The 18,247-nt window shown below is 71.4% G+C and carries 10 protein-coding genes and 3 pseudogenes; 3 read left to right on the top strand and 10 right to left on the bottom strand.

Annotated elements, in window-relative coordinates; translation table 11 throughout:
* Positions 1 to 6: 6 nt before the first annotated feature.
* The 9 genes and pseudogenes from Q4V64_RS10755 to Q4V64_RS10790 form a co-directional block, all read right to left on the bottom strand.
* A pseudogene (locus Q4V64_RS10755) lies at positions 7 to 960 on the bottom strand (hypothetical protein); the annotation flags it as partial.
* Positions 957 to 4,403: a DNA polymerase III subunit alpha gene (locus tag Q4V64_RS10760; protein ID WP_124443388.1), complete on the bottom strand. Its 3,447-nt coding sequence runs from the start codon at positions 4,401 to 4,403 to the stop codon at positions 957 to 959. The pseudogene Q4V64_RS10755 and the gene Q4V64_RS10760, both read right to left, overlap by 4 nt.
* 328 nt (positions 4,404 to 4,731) lie before the next feature.
* A complete protein-coding gene (locus Q4V64_RS10765; protein ID WP_124443387.1) occupies positions 4,732 to 5,811 on the bottom strand; it encodes a S1 family peptidase in 1,080 nt (359 codons plus the stop codon).
* A gap of 242 nt (positions 5,812 to 6,053) precedes the next feature.
* A complete protein-coding gene (locus tag Q4V64_RS10770; RefSeq protein WP_124443430.1) occupies positions 6,054 to 7,010 on the bottom strand; it encodes a slipin family protein in 957 nt (318 codons plus the stop codon).
* A gap of 153 nt (positions 7,011 to 7,163) precedes the next feature.
* Positions 7,164 to 8,066 (bottom strand): S1 family peptidase, encoded by a 903-nt coding sequence (locus tag Q4V64_RS10775; protein WP_124443386.1) that lies wholly within the window; start codon positions 8,064 to 8,066, stop codon positions 7,164 to 7,166.
* 213 nt (positions 8,067 to 8,279) lie between these two features.
* Positions 8,280 to 8,825 (bottom strand): annotated as a pseudogene (locus Q4V64_RS10780) (DUF1684 domain-containing protein); the annotation flags it as partial.
* 260 nt (positions 8,826 to 9,085) lie between these two features.
* Positions 9,086 to 9,360, bottom strand: a pseudogene (locus tag Q4V64_RS54905) (hypothetical protein); the annotation flags it as partial.
* 94 nt (positions 9,361 to 9,454) lie between these two features.
* Positions 9,455 to 11,248 carry an FAD/NAD(P)-binding protein gene (locus Q4V64_RS10785; protein WP_124443385.1) on the bottom strand — a complete coding sequence of 598 codons (1,794 nt, stop codon included), beginning with the start codon at positions 11,246 to 11,248 and terminating at the stop codon, positions 9,455 to 9,457.
* A 417-nt stretch (positions 11,249 to 11,665) separates the two neighbouring features.
* Positions 11,666 to 12,850, bottom strand: coding sequence for a DUF5685 family protein (locus Q4V64_RS10790; RefSeq protein WP_124443384.1), 1,185 nt, complete (start codon positions 12,848 to 12,850; stop codon positions 11,666 to 11,668).
* 323 nt (positions 12,851 to 13,173) lie between these two features.
* Here Q4V64_RS10790 and Q4V64_RS54910 point away from each other — a divergent pair, with 323 nt between their 5' ends.
* A complete protein-coding gene (locus Q4V64_RS54910) occupies positions 13,174 to 13,611 on the top strand; it encodes a cell division protein SepF (RefSeq protein ID WP_095749492.1) in 438 nt (145 codons plus the stop codon).
* Positions 13,612 to 13,730: 119 nt separating this feature from the next.
* On the opposite strand, the gene Q4V64_RS10800 is transcribed toward Q4V64_RS54910, so the two are convergent.
* The gene (locus Q4V64_RS10800; protein WP_124443383.1) at positions 13,731 to 15,335 is read right to left on the bottom strand and encodes an MFS transporter; all 1,605 of its coding nucleotides are present in this window, start codon (positions 15,333 to 15,335) and stop codon (positions 13,731 to 13,733) included.
* Between the two features lie 260 nt (positions 15,336 to 15,595).
* Here Q4V64_RS10800 and Q4V64_RS10805 point away from each other — a divergent pair, with 260 nt between their 5' ends.
* A complete protein-coding gene (locus Q4V64_RS10805) occupies positions 15,596 to 16,798 on the top strand; it encodes a hypothetical protein (RefSeq protein WP_124443382.1) in 1,203 nt (400 codons plus the stop codon).
* Between the two features lie 239 nt (positions 16,799 to 17,037).
* Complete coding sequence (locus Q4V64_RS10810) at positions 17,038 to 18,039, top strand: phosphatase PAP2 family protein (RefSeq protein ID WP_124443381.1); 1,002 nt, start codon at positions 17,038 to 17,040, stop codon at positions 18,037 to 18,039.
* Positions 18,040 to 18,247: the final 208 nt, after the last annotated feature.

Below are 18,247 nucleotides of genomic sequence, written 5' to 3' on the forward strand. Positions count from 1 at the left end.
CAGGCGCCCCGGCATCACCGCCCGCGGCCCGAACTTCGCTCGCGCGCGGTCCGCGACCTCCTCGATGCGGCGGGCCTTCTCGTCCAGGGGATCGAAGGTGAGCTGGTGGGAGGCCTTTTCGGCGGGGTCGAGGCCCTCGGCGCGCAGAGCCATCGAGCGGACCCGAGCACGCTGGAGGCCGAGCGCCTCGTACATGCCGTACGCCGCCCTGGTCAGCGCCGGCGAGTGGGCCGTCGGTTCCTTGAGGGTGCGGCTGCGGGTCGTCGCGGAGCGGTCGGCGTAGCGGACGGTGAGGGTCAGGGTGCCGCAGACCTTGTCCAGGGCGCGCAGCCGGGCGCCCAGTTCCTCGGCGGCCGAGAGCAGGGCGCGGCGATGCCGCTCGGGGTCCAGCTCGTCGCGGGTGAAGGGGCGTTCGGTGGCCAGCGAGCGGGAGACGGCGTTCGGGACGACCCGGCCGCGGTCGATGCCGTTCGCCTTCTCGTGCAGTTCGCGGCCGGCCTTCACACCGACCAGGCGCTGGAGCGTGGACAGGGGCGCGGCGGCGACCCCGCCGAGGGTGTCGAGCCCGTAGTCGCCCAGGGTGCGGGCGGTCGCGGTGCCGACGCCGGGGAGCGCGGCGACGGGCTTGTCGGCGAGGAACTGCGCGACGGCGTCTTCGGGCACCGCACACGGCACCCCGGGCGCGGCGTCCCGCAGCGCCATGCGGGCCAGCATCGGCCCCGGCCCGGCGCCGATCACGCAGTCGACGCCGTGCAGGGCGAGGGCACGGACCCGGATCATCGTCGCCAGCTCGGCGGCGTCACGTCCGAAGTACCGTTCGGCGCCCCGCAGATCGGCCAGCGCCCCGTCCGGGGGCAGGGCTTCGACTACGGGCGTGAACTCCTCCAGCAGCCCGAGCAGCCCCGGCAGGGCCGCCTCGGACGTCGGCGGCAGCTGGAAACGTACGCAGAGAATGGTCATCCCGCACTCCCCGGACTCTGGTGCCACAACTTCCGTACCTTTGCGGGCTCTTCGCCCGCCGGGCGCAGATCGGCCCACGGATGCATTTCGTATCCGGTGGGCATCTGGATTCGCCGGCCGTGGGTCGGATCGCCGTCCGGCCGCTCCGGCAGCGGCTCCGCCAGCCGTGCCGCCACCTCGTCGAGGCCGCCCTCGGCGCGCAGTTCGATCAGGTCGGCGAGGTTCCAGGCGGCGGCGCCCACCACGCTGAGGCTGCGCGGGCCGCGGCGCTGCACCACCCCGCGCACCAGCAGCAGCCAGGAGTGGAAGACCGTGTGGGCGCAGGCGTCGTGGGAGTCGTCGAAGAAGGCGAGGTCGACCAGGCCCGTCCCGTCGTCCAGCGTGGTGAAGATGACCCGCTTGCCGGACCGGATCGGCGGCGTCTGGGTGGCCGCCTTGGCCCCCGCGACCAGCACCGACTCGCCGTGCCGCGCGTCGCGCAACCGCCGCGCCGACACCACGCCCAGTTCGTCGAGGAAGGCCCGGTGATCGTCCATCAGATTCCGTGAGGCGTCCATGGACAGCACACCCAGCTCGGCGCTCAGCTTCTCCGCCGAGGACAGGTCGGGCAGCCCGGCCGGTGCGGTCTTCCGCCCGCCGGACAGTGGAAGTTGGTCACCGCGGCCGGCGCGCGCGCCCCGATGCAGTTCGGTCAAGTGCAGTTGCAGATCACGGCGGTTGGCACCGAAGGCGTCCAACGCGCCCACCTGGGCCAGTCTTTGGGCGAGCGGCCTGCTGGGGCGCGCCCGTTCCCAGAAGTCGAGCAGCGAGGCGTACGGCTGCCCGTCCGCGATCCGCGCCGCCTCGGCCTCGCTGATGCCGTGCACGTCGGAGAGCGCCAACCGCAGGCCCCACCGTGCGGAAGAACCGTCAGATTCAGACACCAGTTCGATCCCGTGTGCGACCCCCGACTCGTTCACGTCCAACGGCAGGATCGGCACCCCGCGCCGCCGCGCGTCCGCCAGCAGCAGCCGCTTCGGATACATCCCGGGGTCGTGCGTGAGCAACCCGGCATAGAAGGCGGCGGGGTGGTGCGCTTTCAGCCAGGCCGACTGGTACGTCGGTACGGCGAAGGCGACCGCGTGCGCCTTGCAGAAGCCGTAGGACCCGAAGGCCTCGACGATCTCCCAAGTGCGCCGAATCGTTTCTGCGTCATATCCCTTCGCCGCCGCGTGCTGCGCGAACCAGACCTTGATCCGCCCCTGCGACTCCGGATCGGACAGCCCGCGCCGCACCTGGTCCGCCACCCCTCGCCCGCAGCCGGCCATGATGGCGACGATGTCGATGATCTGCTCGTGGAAGACGACGACTCCGTACGTCCCCTTCAGCGGCCCTTCCAGATCCGGGTGCGGGTAACGGACGGGCGCCCGCCCGTGCCGCGCCTCGATGAACGGCCGCACCATGTCGGCGGCGACCGGACCGGGCCTGAAGAGCGAGATGTCGACGACCAGATCGTGGAAGGTGGCCGGCTGGAGCCGCCCGACGAGGTCACGCTGGCCCGGCGACTCGATCTGGAAGCAGCCGAGCGTCTCGGTGGAGCGGATGAGCCGATACGTCGCCGGATCGCCCGGCGCCACGGAGTCCAGGTCGATCCGCTCGCCCGTCGCCCGCTCCACCTCCGCGACCGCGTGCGCCATCGCCGACTGCATCCGCACCCCCAGCACATCGAGCTTGAGCAGCCCGAGGTCCTCGACGTCGTCCTTGTCGAACTGGGACATGGGGAACCCCTCGCCGCTGGTCGGCATGACCGGCGTACGGGTCAGGAGGGAGGCGTCGGAGAGCAGGACCCCGCAGGGGTGCATGGCGACTCCGCGCGGGAGGGCGTCGAGGGCCTCGGCCAGCTCCCACAGCCTGCCGTACCTCTCCTTCTCCCCTGCCAGTTGCTTGAGCTCGGGCAGCTCCTCCAGGGCCGCGCGGGCGTCGCGGGCGCGGATGTGCGGGAAGGACTTGGCGATGCGGTCGATGTCGGCGGGGTCCATGGACAGGGCCGCGCCGACGTCGCGGATCGCGTGGCGGACGCGGTACGTCTCCGGCATCGCGACCGTCGCGACCCGCTCGGTGCCGAACCGGTCGATGATCGCGCGGTAGACCTCGAGCCGGCGCGCGGACTCCACGTCGATGTCGATGTCGGGCAGGACGACCCGCTCCTTGGACAGGAAGCGCTCCATCAGCAGCCCGTGCTCGACGGGATCGGCGTGGGCGATGCCGAGGAGGTGGTTCACCAGCGACCCCGCGCCGGAGCCGCGCGCGGCGACCCGGATACCCATCTTCCGTACGTCATCGACGACTTGAGCGACCGTCAGGAAGTAGGAGGCGAAGCCGTGGTGGGCGATGATGTCCAGCTCGTGGTGCATCCGCTCCCAGTACGCGCGCTTCCCGGAGTAACCGTGCAGCACCATCCCGGCCGCCGCCCGCGAGGCCAGCGCCCGCTGTGCGGTGCGGCGGCCCGCGCCGACGAGGTGCGGCTCGGGGAAGTGGACGGTGCCGATGCCGAGGTCGTCCTCGGGGTCGACCAGGCACTCGGCGGCCGTCGCCCGGGTCTGCTCCAGCAGCCGGTGGGCGGTGTCGCGCCGGAAGCCCGCGGCCTCCACGACCCGCTCGGCCACCCCCAGCATCGCGCCCGCGTCCTTGAGCCAGGCCTCGCCGGAGTCCAGCTCCTTGGTCCCGTCGATGGGGACCAGACGACGGGCGGCGTCCAGGACGTCGGCGACCGGGCCCAGGCCGGGGTCGGCGTACCGGACGGCGTTGCTGAGCACGGGCCGGACCCGCTGCTCGGCGGCGAAGCCGACGGTACGGGCGGCCAGCCGCAGCGAGCCGGGTCCCGTGCCCTTGCGGCCGTGCCAGACGGTCTCCAGGCGCAGGGCGTCGCCGTAGGCCTCCCGCCAGGGGACGAGGAGCTTGGCCGCGCGGTCGGGACGCCCTGCGGCGAGGGCGCGGCCGACGTCGGAGTCGGGGCCGAGCAGGACGGTCAGGCCGTCTCCCCTGTTGTCGGCCCAGGGCAGCAGAGGCGTGCCCTCCCCCGCGTGCGCCGCCGTGACGATCCGGCACAGGTCGGCCCAGCCGCGGGCCCCGTCCCGGGCGAGGAAGGTGACGCGAGGTGTCGACTCGTCGATGAAGGCGCCTCCGCGCACGGGAGTGCGGCGCCTTTCCCGTCGTACGGACGTGTCCCCCGACTCGTTCCGATGGGGTTCCTCCACCGCCAGTTCCACCCCGAACAGCGGCCGCACGCCCGCCTTGGCGCAGGCCTTGGCGAAGCGGACCGTACCGGCGAGGGTGTCGCGGTCGGTGAGGGCGAGGGCGTCCATGCCCTGTTCCGAGGCGCGCTCGGCCAGCCGCTCCGGGTGCGAGGCGCCGTAGCGCAGGGAGAACCCGGAGACGGTGCGCAGATGCGCGAAGCCCGGCACACGCACCTCCCGCACTCGTGAGCCGCGACCAGCTCTCGAACGTATGTTCCCAACTGCCTCACCCCCACCATAGACCAATTCTCGAATACGTGTGCGACATCCACCCGACCCCGTCCCACCTGCGCAAACACCCCGCGGCCCGGGCCGCGGGGACATGACACAGACCCCGGCACCGACGCTCCCCGCGCCCCCTTCCCACCGAGCCGGAGGACGCCGTCACGCCGAGGGCAACGCCGCTACGACACGAAAGTCCCCCTACGAACACGAAAGTCCCGCCCCTCGCGCGCGGGGCGGGACTTCACGCGGCTTCAGCGAGCCGGAGTGGGCGTCAGCCGATCTCGGTACCGGTCGCGGACAGCGCCTCCGTCACCGGCTGGAAGAAGGTCTCGCCGCCCGAGGTGCAGTCGCCGCTGCCGCCGGAGGTGAGGCCGATCGCGTTGCTGCCCGAGAAGAGCGAGCCGCCGCTGTCGCCGGGCTCGGCGCAGACGTCGGTCTGGATCAGGCCGCTGACCGTGCCCTCCTGATAGTTCACGGTGGCGTCCAGGCCGGTGACCGTGCCGTCGTGCACCTGGGTCGTGGAGCCGCTGCGGGTGACCTCCATGCCGACGGTGGCCTCGGCCGCGCCGGTGATCTCCTGGGCGGAGCCGTTGTAGAGGTTCACCTCGCTCGGGTGGTCGACCTCGGCGGTGTACTTGACGAGGCCGTAGTCGTCGCCCGGGAAGCTGGAGACCTCGTTGGTGCCGATCTCCTTGCCGCTGGAGTCCGACCAGGTGGAGATGGACTCGGTGCAGTGCCCGGCGGTCAGGAAGAACGGCTCGCCGCCCTTGACCACGTTGAAGCCGAGCGAGCAACGGCCACCGCCACCGGTGATGGCGTCGCCGCCCGCGATGAAGGGCTTGAACTCACTCTTGGCGCGCTGAACTTCGGCCGTGCCGCCGAGCCCCTTCACCACCTTGGTCAGCTTGGCCCACTCGGCCTTGGAGACCGTACGGTCGGCGGTGACGACGACCTTGTTGGTCGTCGGGTCGGTCACCCAGGAGGTGCCCGGGATGGTCGCGTCCTGCTTCAGCGTGCTGCGGGCGCTCTTGAGCTCGGCGAGGGAGTTCTGGACGAGTCTGGCCTGCGCTCCGGCCGCCTCGACGGTCTTCGCCGCGGCCTCGTCGAGCACGTTGACCACGAGGCTCTTGGTCTTCGCGTCGTAGAACGTGCCCGCCGCGTCGGCGCCGAGGTCCTGGCCGAGCGTCGAGGCGAGCTTTCCGGCCGCCAGGGCCGACAGCGTCTTGGGTGCGGAACTCTCCGGCGTCTCGCTGGCGTTCGCGGTCTGGAAGGTGACTCCCGCGGCGACCAGTGCGGCGATACCCGCACCTGCCACGGCCGCCCGTCGCTTGGGTATGCGTCGGTGCTTCAACTCGCGTCCTCCTGTGGGGGGTCGGCCCGGTCGGTTGTGGGGACCTCGCGGACCGAAAGGCTGGTTGACGAGCGCCCACTCTTCCGAACTCCACAGGGAGCACACAAGGTCGACTTCCGGACGCGCGTAGAGTGACGAACGCGCCCTCCTTCCCCCCGACTTGTCTTGACTGTCCACGGTCAGACCAGGCCGGTTCGCGCCGCAAACACTACGCGCGAGTAACCTTCACCAGTCCGTGAGGTCTAATCCTGTCTTGAATCCGGCTCTTGCGAATCGGGTTTCAGATGTGACTCGGCAGGCGGAAGTTGCTCCTGCACCGGTTGCTGCGGCACGGCCGACATCTGCGGCGCCTGCTGCGGCACGGCCTGCGTCTGCGGCGTCTGCTGCTGCACGGCCTGCGTCTGCGGCGTCTGCTGCTGCACGGGCATCTGCGGCACCTGCTGCTGTGCCTTCTCCAGGAACCGCAGCAGCTCCACCGGGAACGGCAGCACCAGCGTCGAGTTCTTCTCGGCCGCGACCGCCACCACCGTCTGCAGCAGCCGCAGTTGCAGCGCGGCCGGCTGATCGGACATCTCCCGGGCGGCCTCGGAGAGCTTCTTCGACGCCTGGAGCTCGGCGTCGGCGTTGATGACCCGGGCCCGCCGCTCCCGGTCGGCCTCCGCCTGCCGGGCCATGGACCGCTTCATGGTCTCGGGCAGCGACACGTCCTTGATCTCGACCCGGTCGATGGTGACGCCCCACTCCACGGCCGGGCTGTCGATCATCAACTCCAGCCCCTGGTTGAGCTTTTCGCGGTCGGCCAGCAGATCGTCCAGCTCGCTCTTGCCGATGATGGACCTGAGCGAGGTCTGCGCCATCTGCGAGACCGCGAACCGGTAGTCCTCCACGCGGACCACCGCCTCGGCCGGCGCGGTCACCTTGAAGTAGACGACGGCGTCCACCCGCACCGTGACGTTGTCCCGGGTGATGCCCTCCTGCGCGGGCACGGGCATCGTCACGATCTGCATGTTGACCTTCCGGAGCTTGTCGATGCCCGGAACGATCATCGTGAACCCCGGCCCGCGCACCTCGGACCGGAGCTTGCCGAGGCGGAACACCACGCCCCGTTCGTACTGTTTGACGACCCGCGCCGCCGCCATCACGTACACCGCTCCGGCGGACGCGAGCGTCAGCCCCGCCGCCACCAGCTCCTCGACCATCACGGCCCCCAGGGTCCGACGTGACCGCCTGTACGTCGACGGTAACTCCGGGACACGGACAAGGGCGAGCCCCCGCACGCCAGTTGCGTGCGGGGGCTCTTCTGCTGCCGGCCGCGGATCAGGCCGTACGAGTACCCAGGTGCCGCCCGGGCATCAGTAGACGCTGACGCCGTAGGCGCTCAGGGCCTCGGTGACGGGCTGGAAGAAGGTCGTACCGCCGGAGGAGCAGTTGCCGCTGCCGCCGGAGGTCAGACCGTACGCGGTGCCGTTGCTGCCGTAGAGCGAGCCGCCGGAGTCGCCGGGCTCGGCGCAGACGTTGGTCTGGATCAGGCCGCTGACTGTGCCCTCCTGGTATCGCACAGTGGCGTTCAGGGCGGTGACCCGGCCGCTGTGGGTGCCGGTCGTGGAGCCGTCGCGGATGACGGTGGTGCCCACGCTCGGCGTGGCGGCACGAGTGATGTCCACGCCGTTCGCGGTGCCGGGCCTGCTGACGGAGCCGCTGTAGCGCACGAGGCCGTAGTCGTTGCCCGGGAAACTCGAGCCGGCGGTCGAGCCGATGACGTTGGTGCGGCCGGAGTTGGAGTACCACGTGCCCGCGCCGTCGGTGCAGTGACCGGCGGTCAGGAAGTACTCGGTTCCGTTGCTGGCGCGGACGTTGAACCCGAGGGAGCAGCGCCAGCTACTCGCATAGATGGCGTCGCCGCCCTGGATCAGCTTGGTGAACTTGCCAGGGCTGCGTTTGATGGTGAGCGCGTCGGCGTCGGCGCCGGCCTGCTGCTTGATCTTCGCCAGCTCCGCCTGGGAGACCGTGCTGTCGGCGGTCAGCACGACGCGGTTGGTCTTGCTGTCGACGTACCAGGCGGTGCCGGGGATGTCGGCCTTGAGCACCGCGGAGTCGACGCTCTTGAGCTCGGCTGCGCTGAAGGTGGTGGGGGTGTCTGCCGCGTTCGCGCTGGGGATCGCGATCGCGGCGGCGGCCGCGAGGCCGGTGGAAACGGCGATCAGCCGGGTCCGTCTCGCAATGCCGCTACGGGGGGTGGTGCGCTTGATCCTCACTTTTCGTTCCTCCACATGGGAAGTCGGGGGCTCTCGTGGGGTTCGGGCCCGTGAGGCGCAGCCAGGGATCCGGTCGCCCGGATTCCGGACATGCCGTGCCCCTGACAAGCGCTGTGGGGGGAAGTATTCGGCCGAACGGACGGTCGGCGCAAGAGCGCCTTTCGGCCGTCAACCTTTGAACGATCTCTGTGGTCTACGCGAGATGACCGCTCGTCAGAGCAGGTTCCGCTCCCCCGCCTCGACGGCGTCGTCCAGCGTGTTCCCCGGTGGCGGGAAGGGGCAGACGAAGTGGTCGGCGAACGCGCAGGGGGGCAGCAGGGCGCGGTTGAAGTCGACCGTCGTACGGCCCTCGGCGTCGGGCGCGGCCGGCCGCAGGAACCGGAAGCGGTAACTGCTGTCCCCGCTCGTGGTATCGCCGAAAACCGCCCACAGCGAGCCGTCGCCCTGGACCGTCACCTGGAGGGTCGCCTCCCGCCCGTCCAGGACGAAGGCCAGCTCACCGCCGAGGCCGAGACCGCGCTCGCGTCCGTCCGCGTTCTCGACGCGTACGGTGCGGTCCTCGCCGTACGGCGTGAAGCGCCCCGGCACCGACCAGCGCGCGGCGTACGGCGTGGCCTCGATTCCGCGGAACGCCCGGCGGGCCGCGGAGGCGGGGTCGAAGTCGCGTACGCCCCACACGCCCTCGCGGACCAGCACGACCAGCCGGCGCTCGCCGTACGCCACCCGAGCGGCAGCCGCCGGTCCGGCGTCGGCCGCTAGGGCCTGTGTCGAAAGTGGCGTCGTCCGCCCGAAGGGCGGGCCGGGCGCCCGCCGCGATGGGGGTCCCCCCGCTCGAGCGAAGCCGAGAGTGGGGGAGGCTGATGACTGCGTTGGTGCGTGCTCTCGGCGTGCCGGGCGGAAGGCCCCGTCGATGGACCGGATGTACTTGGGCTTTCGCCCGGTGCGGCGAGAGTGCGCCCGCCGCGGTAGCGGCTGATGTCACTGCGGCGTCGCCCGGCAGGCGCCACTTTCGACACAGGCCCTAGCCGCACCTCACCGCTGAAAGGCCGCCCGTCCACGCTGAGACCGTCCCCGGCGTCGGCCTCGAGCACGACCGCGTCATCCTTGACGGTCCATGTCCCGGGGATGTCCGGAAGTCGCCCGTCCGGATAGTCCTCCAGCCTGGGGGTGCCCCCAGGCCGTTTAGGCACTGGGGGAGCGTGCCCGTCAGCGCGAGCGGTCCGTAGGGCGCCGACACCGTCTCGACGCGGTGCTCGTGCCATCGCTTCCACGCGTCGGACGCGTCCGTCGTCATCTGATCAACCCTTCCACGTCGGGTCGGACCACCCGTGGGGTGAGCGCGAAGTCGCGCCCCGGTATTCCGTATCGAGCCCGGATGTCGGGGGCTTTCAGGCGGCCGCGCGGCTGCTGAGCGCCCGCAGGAACAGCAGCGCCGCCCGTGCCGTGGCGTCGTTCTGCCGGAACGCCGGCCCGCCGGTGCGCGGCCGGGTGAACGCGCCGGAGCCCCGCGCGTCGGTGTGCGGCCCGAGCGCGAACCGCCGGGGGTGCGGCCGTCCGGCCCGGTCCAGGACCCGCCCGTCGGCGGGGTCGACGGACAGCAGCCCGTCGGGAGTCACGGCGGCCCCGTCGGCGTACAGCTCCCGCAGCAGCGGATCCCGGGACCGCTCGACGGTGGGCTGCGGCAGCCGCGCCTCGACGAGCGCCCGGGCCTCGACGACCGATCCCGGCACGGTGGCGCTCGACGCCCGGAACACACCGTCCTGCGCGGTGACGGTCATGTCGGCGCCCAGGAACTTCAGGACGCCCGCACGGGACAGCGCGAGCATCTGCCGCAGCCGGGGGCCGGGCGGCCCGGAGGCCAGATAGCTGAAGAAGCCGTGCCACCAGGGTCCGACGTCACCGAGCCGGACCAACTGGCCGTAGACGGACAGCAGCCCGAGGAAGACGGCGAAGTCGGGGCTGTGCGCCGGATCATGACGTCGCGTCAAGTCGGCCATGACGTAACGGCGCAATCCCTCCTGAAGATCCTCGTACGAGCCGTACCGCAGTCCCTCCAGCGGACGGTCGAGCGCGGCGAGGTCGAGCCGGTCGGCGGGATCGGGCACGGCGGACGCGACGAGGGCCGCACGCTCGGCCGGGTCGTCGCAGGCCGCGTACTTCTCCTCGAAGGCGGTCCAGGCGACGGCGGTCCGCTCGGGGTGGGCCGAGAACAGCCGGTGGTAGTGGGCGAAGCCCAACTCCTTCTCGATCAGCGGCCACACGTCCCGCCGGAAGTCGAAGCCTCCCGGCCGGGCGAGCAGCGAGTCGACCTGAGCCGGCCCGAAGAACCTGGGCAGCGGCGGCCGTTCACCGCTCCAGTCGTAGCCGATCTTGGAGTGGTACGGCACTCCGCGCCGCGAGCCGACGTACAGGACCGGCTCCCGCCCCGACGGCACGTACGTGTCCCCGACGTACCGGCCGCCCCGGCCCTCCGTCAGCAGCGCCATCAGGTCGACGAAGGCGAGCCCGAAGCCCCGGACGAGGACGGGGGCGCCGGGCGCGAGCGGGGACAGGTCGCTGTCGGCGGTGAAGTCCGGCGGGAGGTGGACGAGACCGTGGTCGCGCGCGTACGCGGTCAGCTCGCGCTGCTCGTCGTCCGGTTCGGCGTCCAGGTGGCCGAGAGCGAGGACGACCAGGTCGGCGAGGAGCGGACGCGGGCGGCCCTCCAGCCACACCTGCTGGCGGCCCTCGCGCGGCCCGCCGACGCGCAGGGCGCGCCGCGGATGGTGGTGGACGGTCACGCCCGGCGGCAGGGCGGCCACCGCCCGCTCGTGCACCCAGCGCAGGTACGCGCCCTGGAGTCTGCGGTCCGAGAAGGTACGGCCGTCGATGCCGGCCCATTCGTGCAGGGTGGGCCCCTCGCGCACGGGTCCGGCCATGTCGACCGTCTCGTCGGTGAACATGGTGACGTCCTCGGCGTGCGAGTTCATCCACAGCAGCGGCGACTGGGCCGCGCGCCAGATGCGTCCGGCGCCCGGTGGATGGGGGTCGACAAGGTGGATGTCGAGGCCCGAACCGGCGTACAGCTCGGGCGCGTTGGCGGCGACCCGCTCGATCAGGCCGGTCCCCCGTGGTCCGGCACCGACGATCACGAGAGAGGGCCTCGGCGCGGCGAGGGCTTGGGCGAGGGTGTCGGAGGACATGCGAAGGCTCCATGACGGCGAGTCGGTAGAACTCGGTGAGTACCTTCACACGGACGCGCCGCAGAACGCGGCGCCGCGCGGCCGAGCCCCTCAGCAGGGCCGCTCTTCGAGACTACGGGTCCCTTTCCCCTGGCTGTCAAGGTTGTCCGGACTGTGAGCAGTGCGTCTCAGGTCGTGCGTCACAACTCGGTTGACGCGGAACCGGATGCCTGTTCCACTTGGCCCATGCATCGGCAGCAGTGGCTGGTCACGCGCTCCCACATCGACTTCGGTCGAGTGTGGTCCTCGTCCTGTTGAGCTGACCCCCTGCGCGCCCCGACCCCCTGATCCGGCGGGGCGCTTCTCGCGTTCTCCTTCTTCCTACGCCTTTTCTTCCTTCGCCCGCACACGGGCGGCCTTCACACGCGCGCCCTCCCCTCAGCAGCTGCACCCGCAGTCACAGCCGTCGCAACCGCAGTCGCACCCGTCGTCACCACAGCAGTTCCCGCAGCACTCACAGCAGCTGCAGCAGTCGCCGCAACCGCTGCAGTCGGCGTTGGCGCACAGTCCTTCCCTGCGCTCCCGGCTCCAGGGGTCCTCGTACGCGCCGCAGCACATCTGGCACGTGCAGGCGAGCCCCGCCCAGACCAGGCACCCCGCGAGCAGCCCGCGCCGGTCGCGGCGCGGCGGCTGGGGAGGCAGCGGCGGCCCTCCCGGACCACCGGGCGGGGCGTACGGCCCGGACGGCGCGGATCCGTGCGCGCAGGAGGCGGTGCCGAAGGCCCGGTCCACGGAGGTGCGCAGTTCGTGCACGAGCAGCCGGTGCGCGAGCCGCCCGTCCGAGAAGGACGCCTCCCGCAGGGCGAGGCGTATCCCATGCAGGGCGTCGTCGGCGAGCCGCCGGGCCTCCGCCAGGGACGTCCCGGTCGCGGTGAGCGGGTTCCAGGCACCCGACGCGGCGTCGGTCTCCCTGTCCTCCACGGCGTCCAGGAGGTGGGCGAGCCGCCCGAAGAGCCGTCCGGCCTCGGCGAGCGGATCGGCGTTGCCGGGCCGTCCGGCGAGGACCGCGGTGTGCGCGAAGGCCGCGGCGGTCGCGGTCTCGGTCGGCTCGGTGACGGTCAGCAGGGGCGTGCCGGGCCCGGCCAGCGCCTCGATGCCGAGCTGCCGGTCCACGGCGTCGACGAGTACGGCGGTGTCGAAGCCCACGACGGATCCGGTACGGGCCCCCGCGGCGCCCCAGCTCGCGGCGACCCGGCGTGCGGCGAGCGCCACCGGCCGTCGGGCGAGCAGCCCGTCCCCGTCGGCCACATGGTCGCGCACCTTGGCCGAGGCGAGCACCAGCGAGACGGCGGCCGCGAGCCGCGCCCCCTCACCGTGCGCGACGGACGCGGTACGCATTCCGCGCAGCGGACACGGTCCCGCCGTACGCCTGCCGGCACCGCCGCGCTCGGCCTGAGCTTCTGTCAAAACCGATATCAGCAAGCCGTCGTAGTTCGTCACCACCCGCGCGAACTGACCGTGGTCCTTACGCAGGGCGAGACACAGCCCGCACAAATGGGCCATCCACTGCGACTTGAGGGTCTCCCCCAGGCGGTGACGGCATGGCCTGACGATTCCGAACAAGACGATCCCCCGTGATGCCTACGGCGTTGAACTGCGGCGAGCCGCCGTGATGAGCTGCGCTGATCTGCGGCATCGTAGCGACCGCTTCGTTCACCCGTACGCACCGTCCATCACCCGTACGCCGTGAAGAATCATATTTCACTCACAGTCAGCAGCCGTTTACGGCAGGACCCTTGGGACACATGGACTCTCGACGAATTGGCTGTGCACCAGTACCGTCACAAACCCCCCGCGCGGCGTCTATCCACTTGGCGCGCCGTCCGCATCATGGATGACCATAGGGATGCGGAAAGCAAGAATGACCGCTGTGAGAGGAGGCGTCCATGGGATCGGTGCGCAAGGCGAGTGCCTGGCTGGGCCTCGTTGACGACAACGATGACGAGCGTTACTACGACGACGACTACTCCGAAGGGACCGAGCCCGGGGATGCCTGGGTCACCGACCCTCGGGTCAAGGTGGCCTCGGACGTGGCCGAGGAGAAGGGCCGCCGGATCGGCACGGTCACCCCGGACAGTTTCCGGGACGCCCGCGCCATCGGCGAACTGTTCCGCGAAGGCGTTCCGGTCATCGTGAACCTCACGGCCATGGAGGCCGCCGACGCCAAGCGTGTCGTCGACTTCGCGGCGGGGCTGATTTTCGGCCTGCGGGGTTCCATCGACCGCGTGTCCAACCGTGTGTTTCTGCTGACCCCCGCCGACACGGAAATCGTCAGCGGGGATCCGGCCGCGCACCGGACGGACGGATTCTTCAACCAGAGCTGAGGCAGGGCCGCTCACCGGCCCTGCCCCGCGCAGGGTTCACCGGATCATCACCGGAACGCGTCGAGTCCGGTGAGCGCCTTGCCCAGCACGAGCCGACGCACGACCGGAAGACCCCGGAGTCAAGCCGAGACGCGGGACTCGGCGACCTCCCTCGGCGAGGGCAGCTCCACCGCCTCGGTCTCAGCCTCACCGCACTGCATGACCCGCGGCAACCGCAACGCCATGACCGCCCCCAGCAACAACAGCCCCGCACTCACCAGCAACGTCACGTGCAGTCCGTGCACGAAGCAGTCCTGAGCGGTCCGGCGCAGGGCCACGCCTGCCTCGCCCCCGAGCCGCCCGGCCACCTCGTACGCCTCGCCCAGCGAATGCCCCGCCGCCGCCGACGCGGCCGCCGGCACCCCCGGTACGGACGAGAGCCCGGGCGCATACGCCGCGTTCATCACACTGCCGAGCAGCGCGATCCCGATCCCCGCGCCCAGCTGGTACGACGTCTCGCCGATCGCCGCCGCCCCGCCCGCCTGCTCCGGCGGAGCCTCGCTCAGCATCGACTCGTACGCTCCGAACAGCGTCGTCTCGAGCCCGAACCCCAGCAGCACGAACCCGAACAGCATCAGAGCGGTGTTGTCCTCCCCGCCCATCCCGGTCAGCAGCACCACCGCCACGGCCGTGAGACAGAACCCGAGGCTCACCATCAGCCGCGGCCCGAACCGCCGCAGCATCCGCGCGCCCGCCAAGCCCGCCGCCATCGCGGCGACCGTCAGCGGCAGCAGCCGTAGACCCGTCTGAAGCGGAGACAGCCCCAGCACCAGCTGCAGATACTGCGCCGCGATCAGCTCCAGACCCACCAGCGCGAGCATCGCCAGCACGATGCACCCCACCGACGTGCTGAACGCCGGCCGCGCGAACATCCGCAGGTCCACCAAGGGATGCGCCCGGCGCCGCTGACGCCGCACGAAGAGAACGATCAGCGCAGCGCCCGTCACCAGCGGCACCACCGTGAACGGGCCCAGTTCCCCGCCCCCGAGCCGCTTCACGCCCAGCACGATCCCGAACAGCCCGGCCGCCGCCATCAGCGCGCCGACCACGTCCCAGGGACCGTCGCCGTCCCCCTTCGACTCGGGCAGCAGCAGCCGCCCCACCGGCAGGCTGACCAGCATCAACGGGATGTTGATGAAGAAGACCGATCCCCACCAGAAGTGCTCCAGGAGGAAGCCGCCGAGAAGGGGCCCCACCGCCGCGCCCACCGCGGCCACCGCACTCCAGATCCCTATCGCCAGCGCCCGCTCCCGCCGGTCGGGAAAGACCTGGCGCAGGATCGACAGCGTCGCGGGCATGATCATCGCGCCGCCGACACCGAGCAGTGCCCGCGCCGCGATCAGCACCTGGGCGCTGTCGGCACAGGCGGCCATGGCGGAGGCGACGCCGAAGAGTCCGTAACCGAGAAGGAGGACCCGTCTGCGGCCGACGCGGTCGCCGAGCGTGCCGAAGAGGATCAGCAGCGAGGCGCAGACCAGCGGATAGATGTCGACGATCCAGAGCAGCTCTATCCCGCCGGGCTTGAGGTCCTCGGAGACGGCGGGCACCGCCACGTGCAGCACGGTCGCGTCGAGGGCGACGAGGAGCAGGCTGACGCAGAGGACGACGAGGACGACCCAGCGGTTGGCACCGGCCCCGGCCGCCCGACGGCGCAGCCCCATGGCGGCCGTGGTCGTCCCGGACATGTACGTACCTCCCAGATGTTCCCTCGCATTCGGCGGGCTCACGGGGTGGGGACTCCCCGTGACTCGGCCGGAGAGGAGCGGTGGTCTCCGGCCCGCGCAACGAATGGCGAGTGACACGTCAGCGTACGCGAGTCCGTGCCGGTACCAAGTGGCGGACCTCTCAGACCTGTGCGGAACGTGTGTGGCGTACGCCACTCCCCTCTGCCGCGAGCACGCCCCGGCGGACGGCCCGGTTCCGTACGGGGTCGATAATCGGGCCCGTGACCGATCTTGAGACGCGCGCGGCTCCGCCCGGCGCCGCGGCCCTGCGCCGTGCGGCCCCTGCCCTCCTCGGGTACGCGGCCGTACGCGCTCTGGGCCTGCTCGCGCTGGCGCTGTGGAGCGCGGCGCGCGACAAGAGCGCGTACACACTGCTGACCGCCCGCTGGGACGCGCTGTGGTACACGCGGGTCGCCGAGCGGGGGTACGGCTACGAGGTGCGCCTGCCGAACGGCGACGTGCACTCCAATCTCGCCTTCTTCCCGCTGCTGCCCTGGCTGGAGCGGGCGCTGGCCGCGGTGACCCCGCTGTCGTACGCCGACGCGGGCTTCGTCGTCGCCCTGCTCGCCTCGCTCGCCGCGGCCTGGGGGATCTTCGCGGTGGCGGATCATGTGTACGGCAGCCATGAAGAAGGGCGCGAAGCGCGGCCTTGGAAGGGTGGTGGCGGGAGACGGGTGGGCGTCTGCGCGGTCCTGCTGTGGGCCGTGCTTCCCGTCGGGATCGTGCAGTCGATGGCGTACAGCGAGTCGCTGTTCACGGCGCTGGCCGCCTGGTCGCTGTACGCGGTCCTGACCGGCCGCTGGGTGACGGCGGGCGCCCTGGCCTGTCTGGCGGGCCTGACCCGCCCGGTGGGCCTCGCCGTGGTGGCGGCGGTGTGGGCGGCGGCGATCGCCTCGTTCGGGCGGGACCGTGGCACGCCCGGCCTCGCCAAGCGTCGCGCCCTCGGCATGCTGCTCGCCCCGCTCGGCGCAGCGGCCTACGTCCTGTGGGTCGGCCACCGCACCGGCAACGGCCCGCTCGGGTATCTCGACGTCCAGGCCGGCTGGCGCAACGGCTTCGACGGCGGCTACGCCTTCGCCCGCTTCGTCGCCGACAAGTTCACGTCGCTTCCGTCGGCCCTCGCGGGCGTGGGGCTGATCGTCGGGGTCGGGCTGGTGGTCTGGCTGTATGTCGTCTGCGTACGGCAGGCCCAGCCGCTCCCGCTGCTGGTGTACGCCGGTGTCGTCACCGCGCTCGCCCTGTGCGCGTCGAGCTACTTCGGCTCGAAACCGCGCCTGCTGATGCCCGCCTTCCCCCTGCTGCTGCCCCTCGCGCTCGCCCTGGCCCGGCTGCGTACGCCCAGGTCGGCGCTGGTCCTGGGCACCGTCGCGGCGGCGTGTGCGACATATGGGGCGTTCTGGCTGAACGGCTCCGGTCCGCCATGATCGACTCCGAGGCGTCGATGAGCACTCGGATAATTCCAGCCCATGATTCGGTGAACGAATTCATAAGCACCATAAAACCGCCACCCGGAACGATCAAAGGAATTGCAGGGTAGCGGACGTCCGGCTTTGCGGATTCCTCAGAAATAAACCTCTCCCTGAGAGGAATCCCACATCACATCGTCATCACAAAGCCGTGGATTCGCAGGGCAACTGCGCTCACTCGCTGTAACGTCGATTAGGTGCGTACCGAACGAACTCTCACCCGTCTGGACCGGGTGTTCGCCAGGCTCGACCGTGAGCCGGAACGACCGGCCCACATCGATGTGCCGAAGATGAGTAGGCACCGGGTCGCGCTGTTCGCCGGGGCTCTCGCCTTCTATCTGGCGATCGTGTGGCTCGTGGTGATCACCTCGTGGCTGGTCCGCCTCGACTGGCAGGTCATGTTCTTCCGGCCGTACCAGCAGTGGGCGGGGATCCACTGGTTCGTCGACTACTACGTGGTGCTCGGCCAGCGCGGCCCGACCGCGGTGATGGTCGCGGCCTGGCTGGGCTGGCGTTCCTGGCGGCAGCACACGCTGCGCCCGCTGCTGACCCTGGGCACGTCGCTGCTGCTGCTGAACATCACGGTCGGTGCGGCCAAGATCGGCATGGGCCGGCTCGGCCCTCACTACGCGACGACCATCGGCTCGAACGAGATGGGCCTGGGCGGCGATATATTTCCCAGCGGCCACACCGCCAACGCCGTGGTGACCTGGGGCATCCTGGCGTATCTGGCCTCCACCCCGAGAGCGCGCCGCTGGCTGTCCGCCCTGTCGGCGGTGGTCTCGCTCGGCGTCGGAATGGCCACGGTCTACCTCGGTACGCACTGGCTCAGCGACGTACTCCTCGGCTGGGTCGCGGGCCTGCTGATCCTGCTGGCCCTGCCGTGGTTCGAGCCGCTGATGGCCCGCGCCGAGGCCGGGATCTTCGACCTGCGCGACCGCTGGCGCGCCCGCCACCGCAGCACGGTGCCGGCATCGCTGTCGCCCGTCGAGGCTCCCGTGCTGGTCAAGACGTATGCGGCCGGGCAGAACGAGACCGCGGCGCGTTCGCCCCGGGCGCCGGTCTACCTGGCCCCGGGCCCGCACACGGCCCGCTCGGAGCGCACACCGGTCACCCCGGTCGGCAGCCGCCGCCCACCGCAGTCGGACCGCGGCGTGCGCGGTACGACATCGCCCGCCCGCCCCGTCACAGGCGGCTGACACGAGCCGGCGGGGCCGGTACGCACCCCTCCCCCGCACACGACGGCCCCGGCTCCTTCTAGGCCCTGTCGTCAAATTCCCGTCGTCCGCCCGAAGGGCGGGCCGCGCGCCCGCCGCGATGGGGGTCCCCCCGCTCGAGCGAAGCCGAGAGTGGGGGAGGCTGATGTCCGCGTAGGTGCGTGCTCTCGGCGCGCCGGGCGCAGGCCCT

It is taken from the genome of Streptomyces sp. NL15-2K (assembly GCF_030551255.1).
GTDB lineage: Bacteria > Actinomycetota > Actinomycetes > Streptomycetales > Streptomycetaceae > Streptomyces.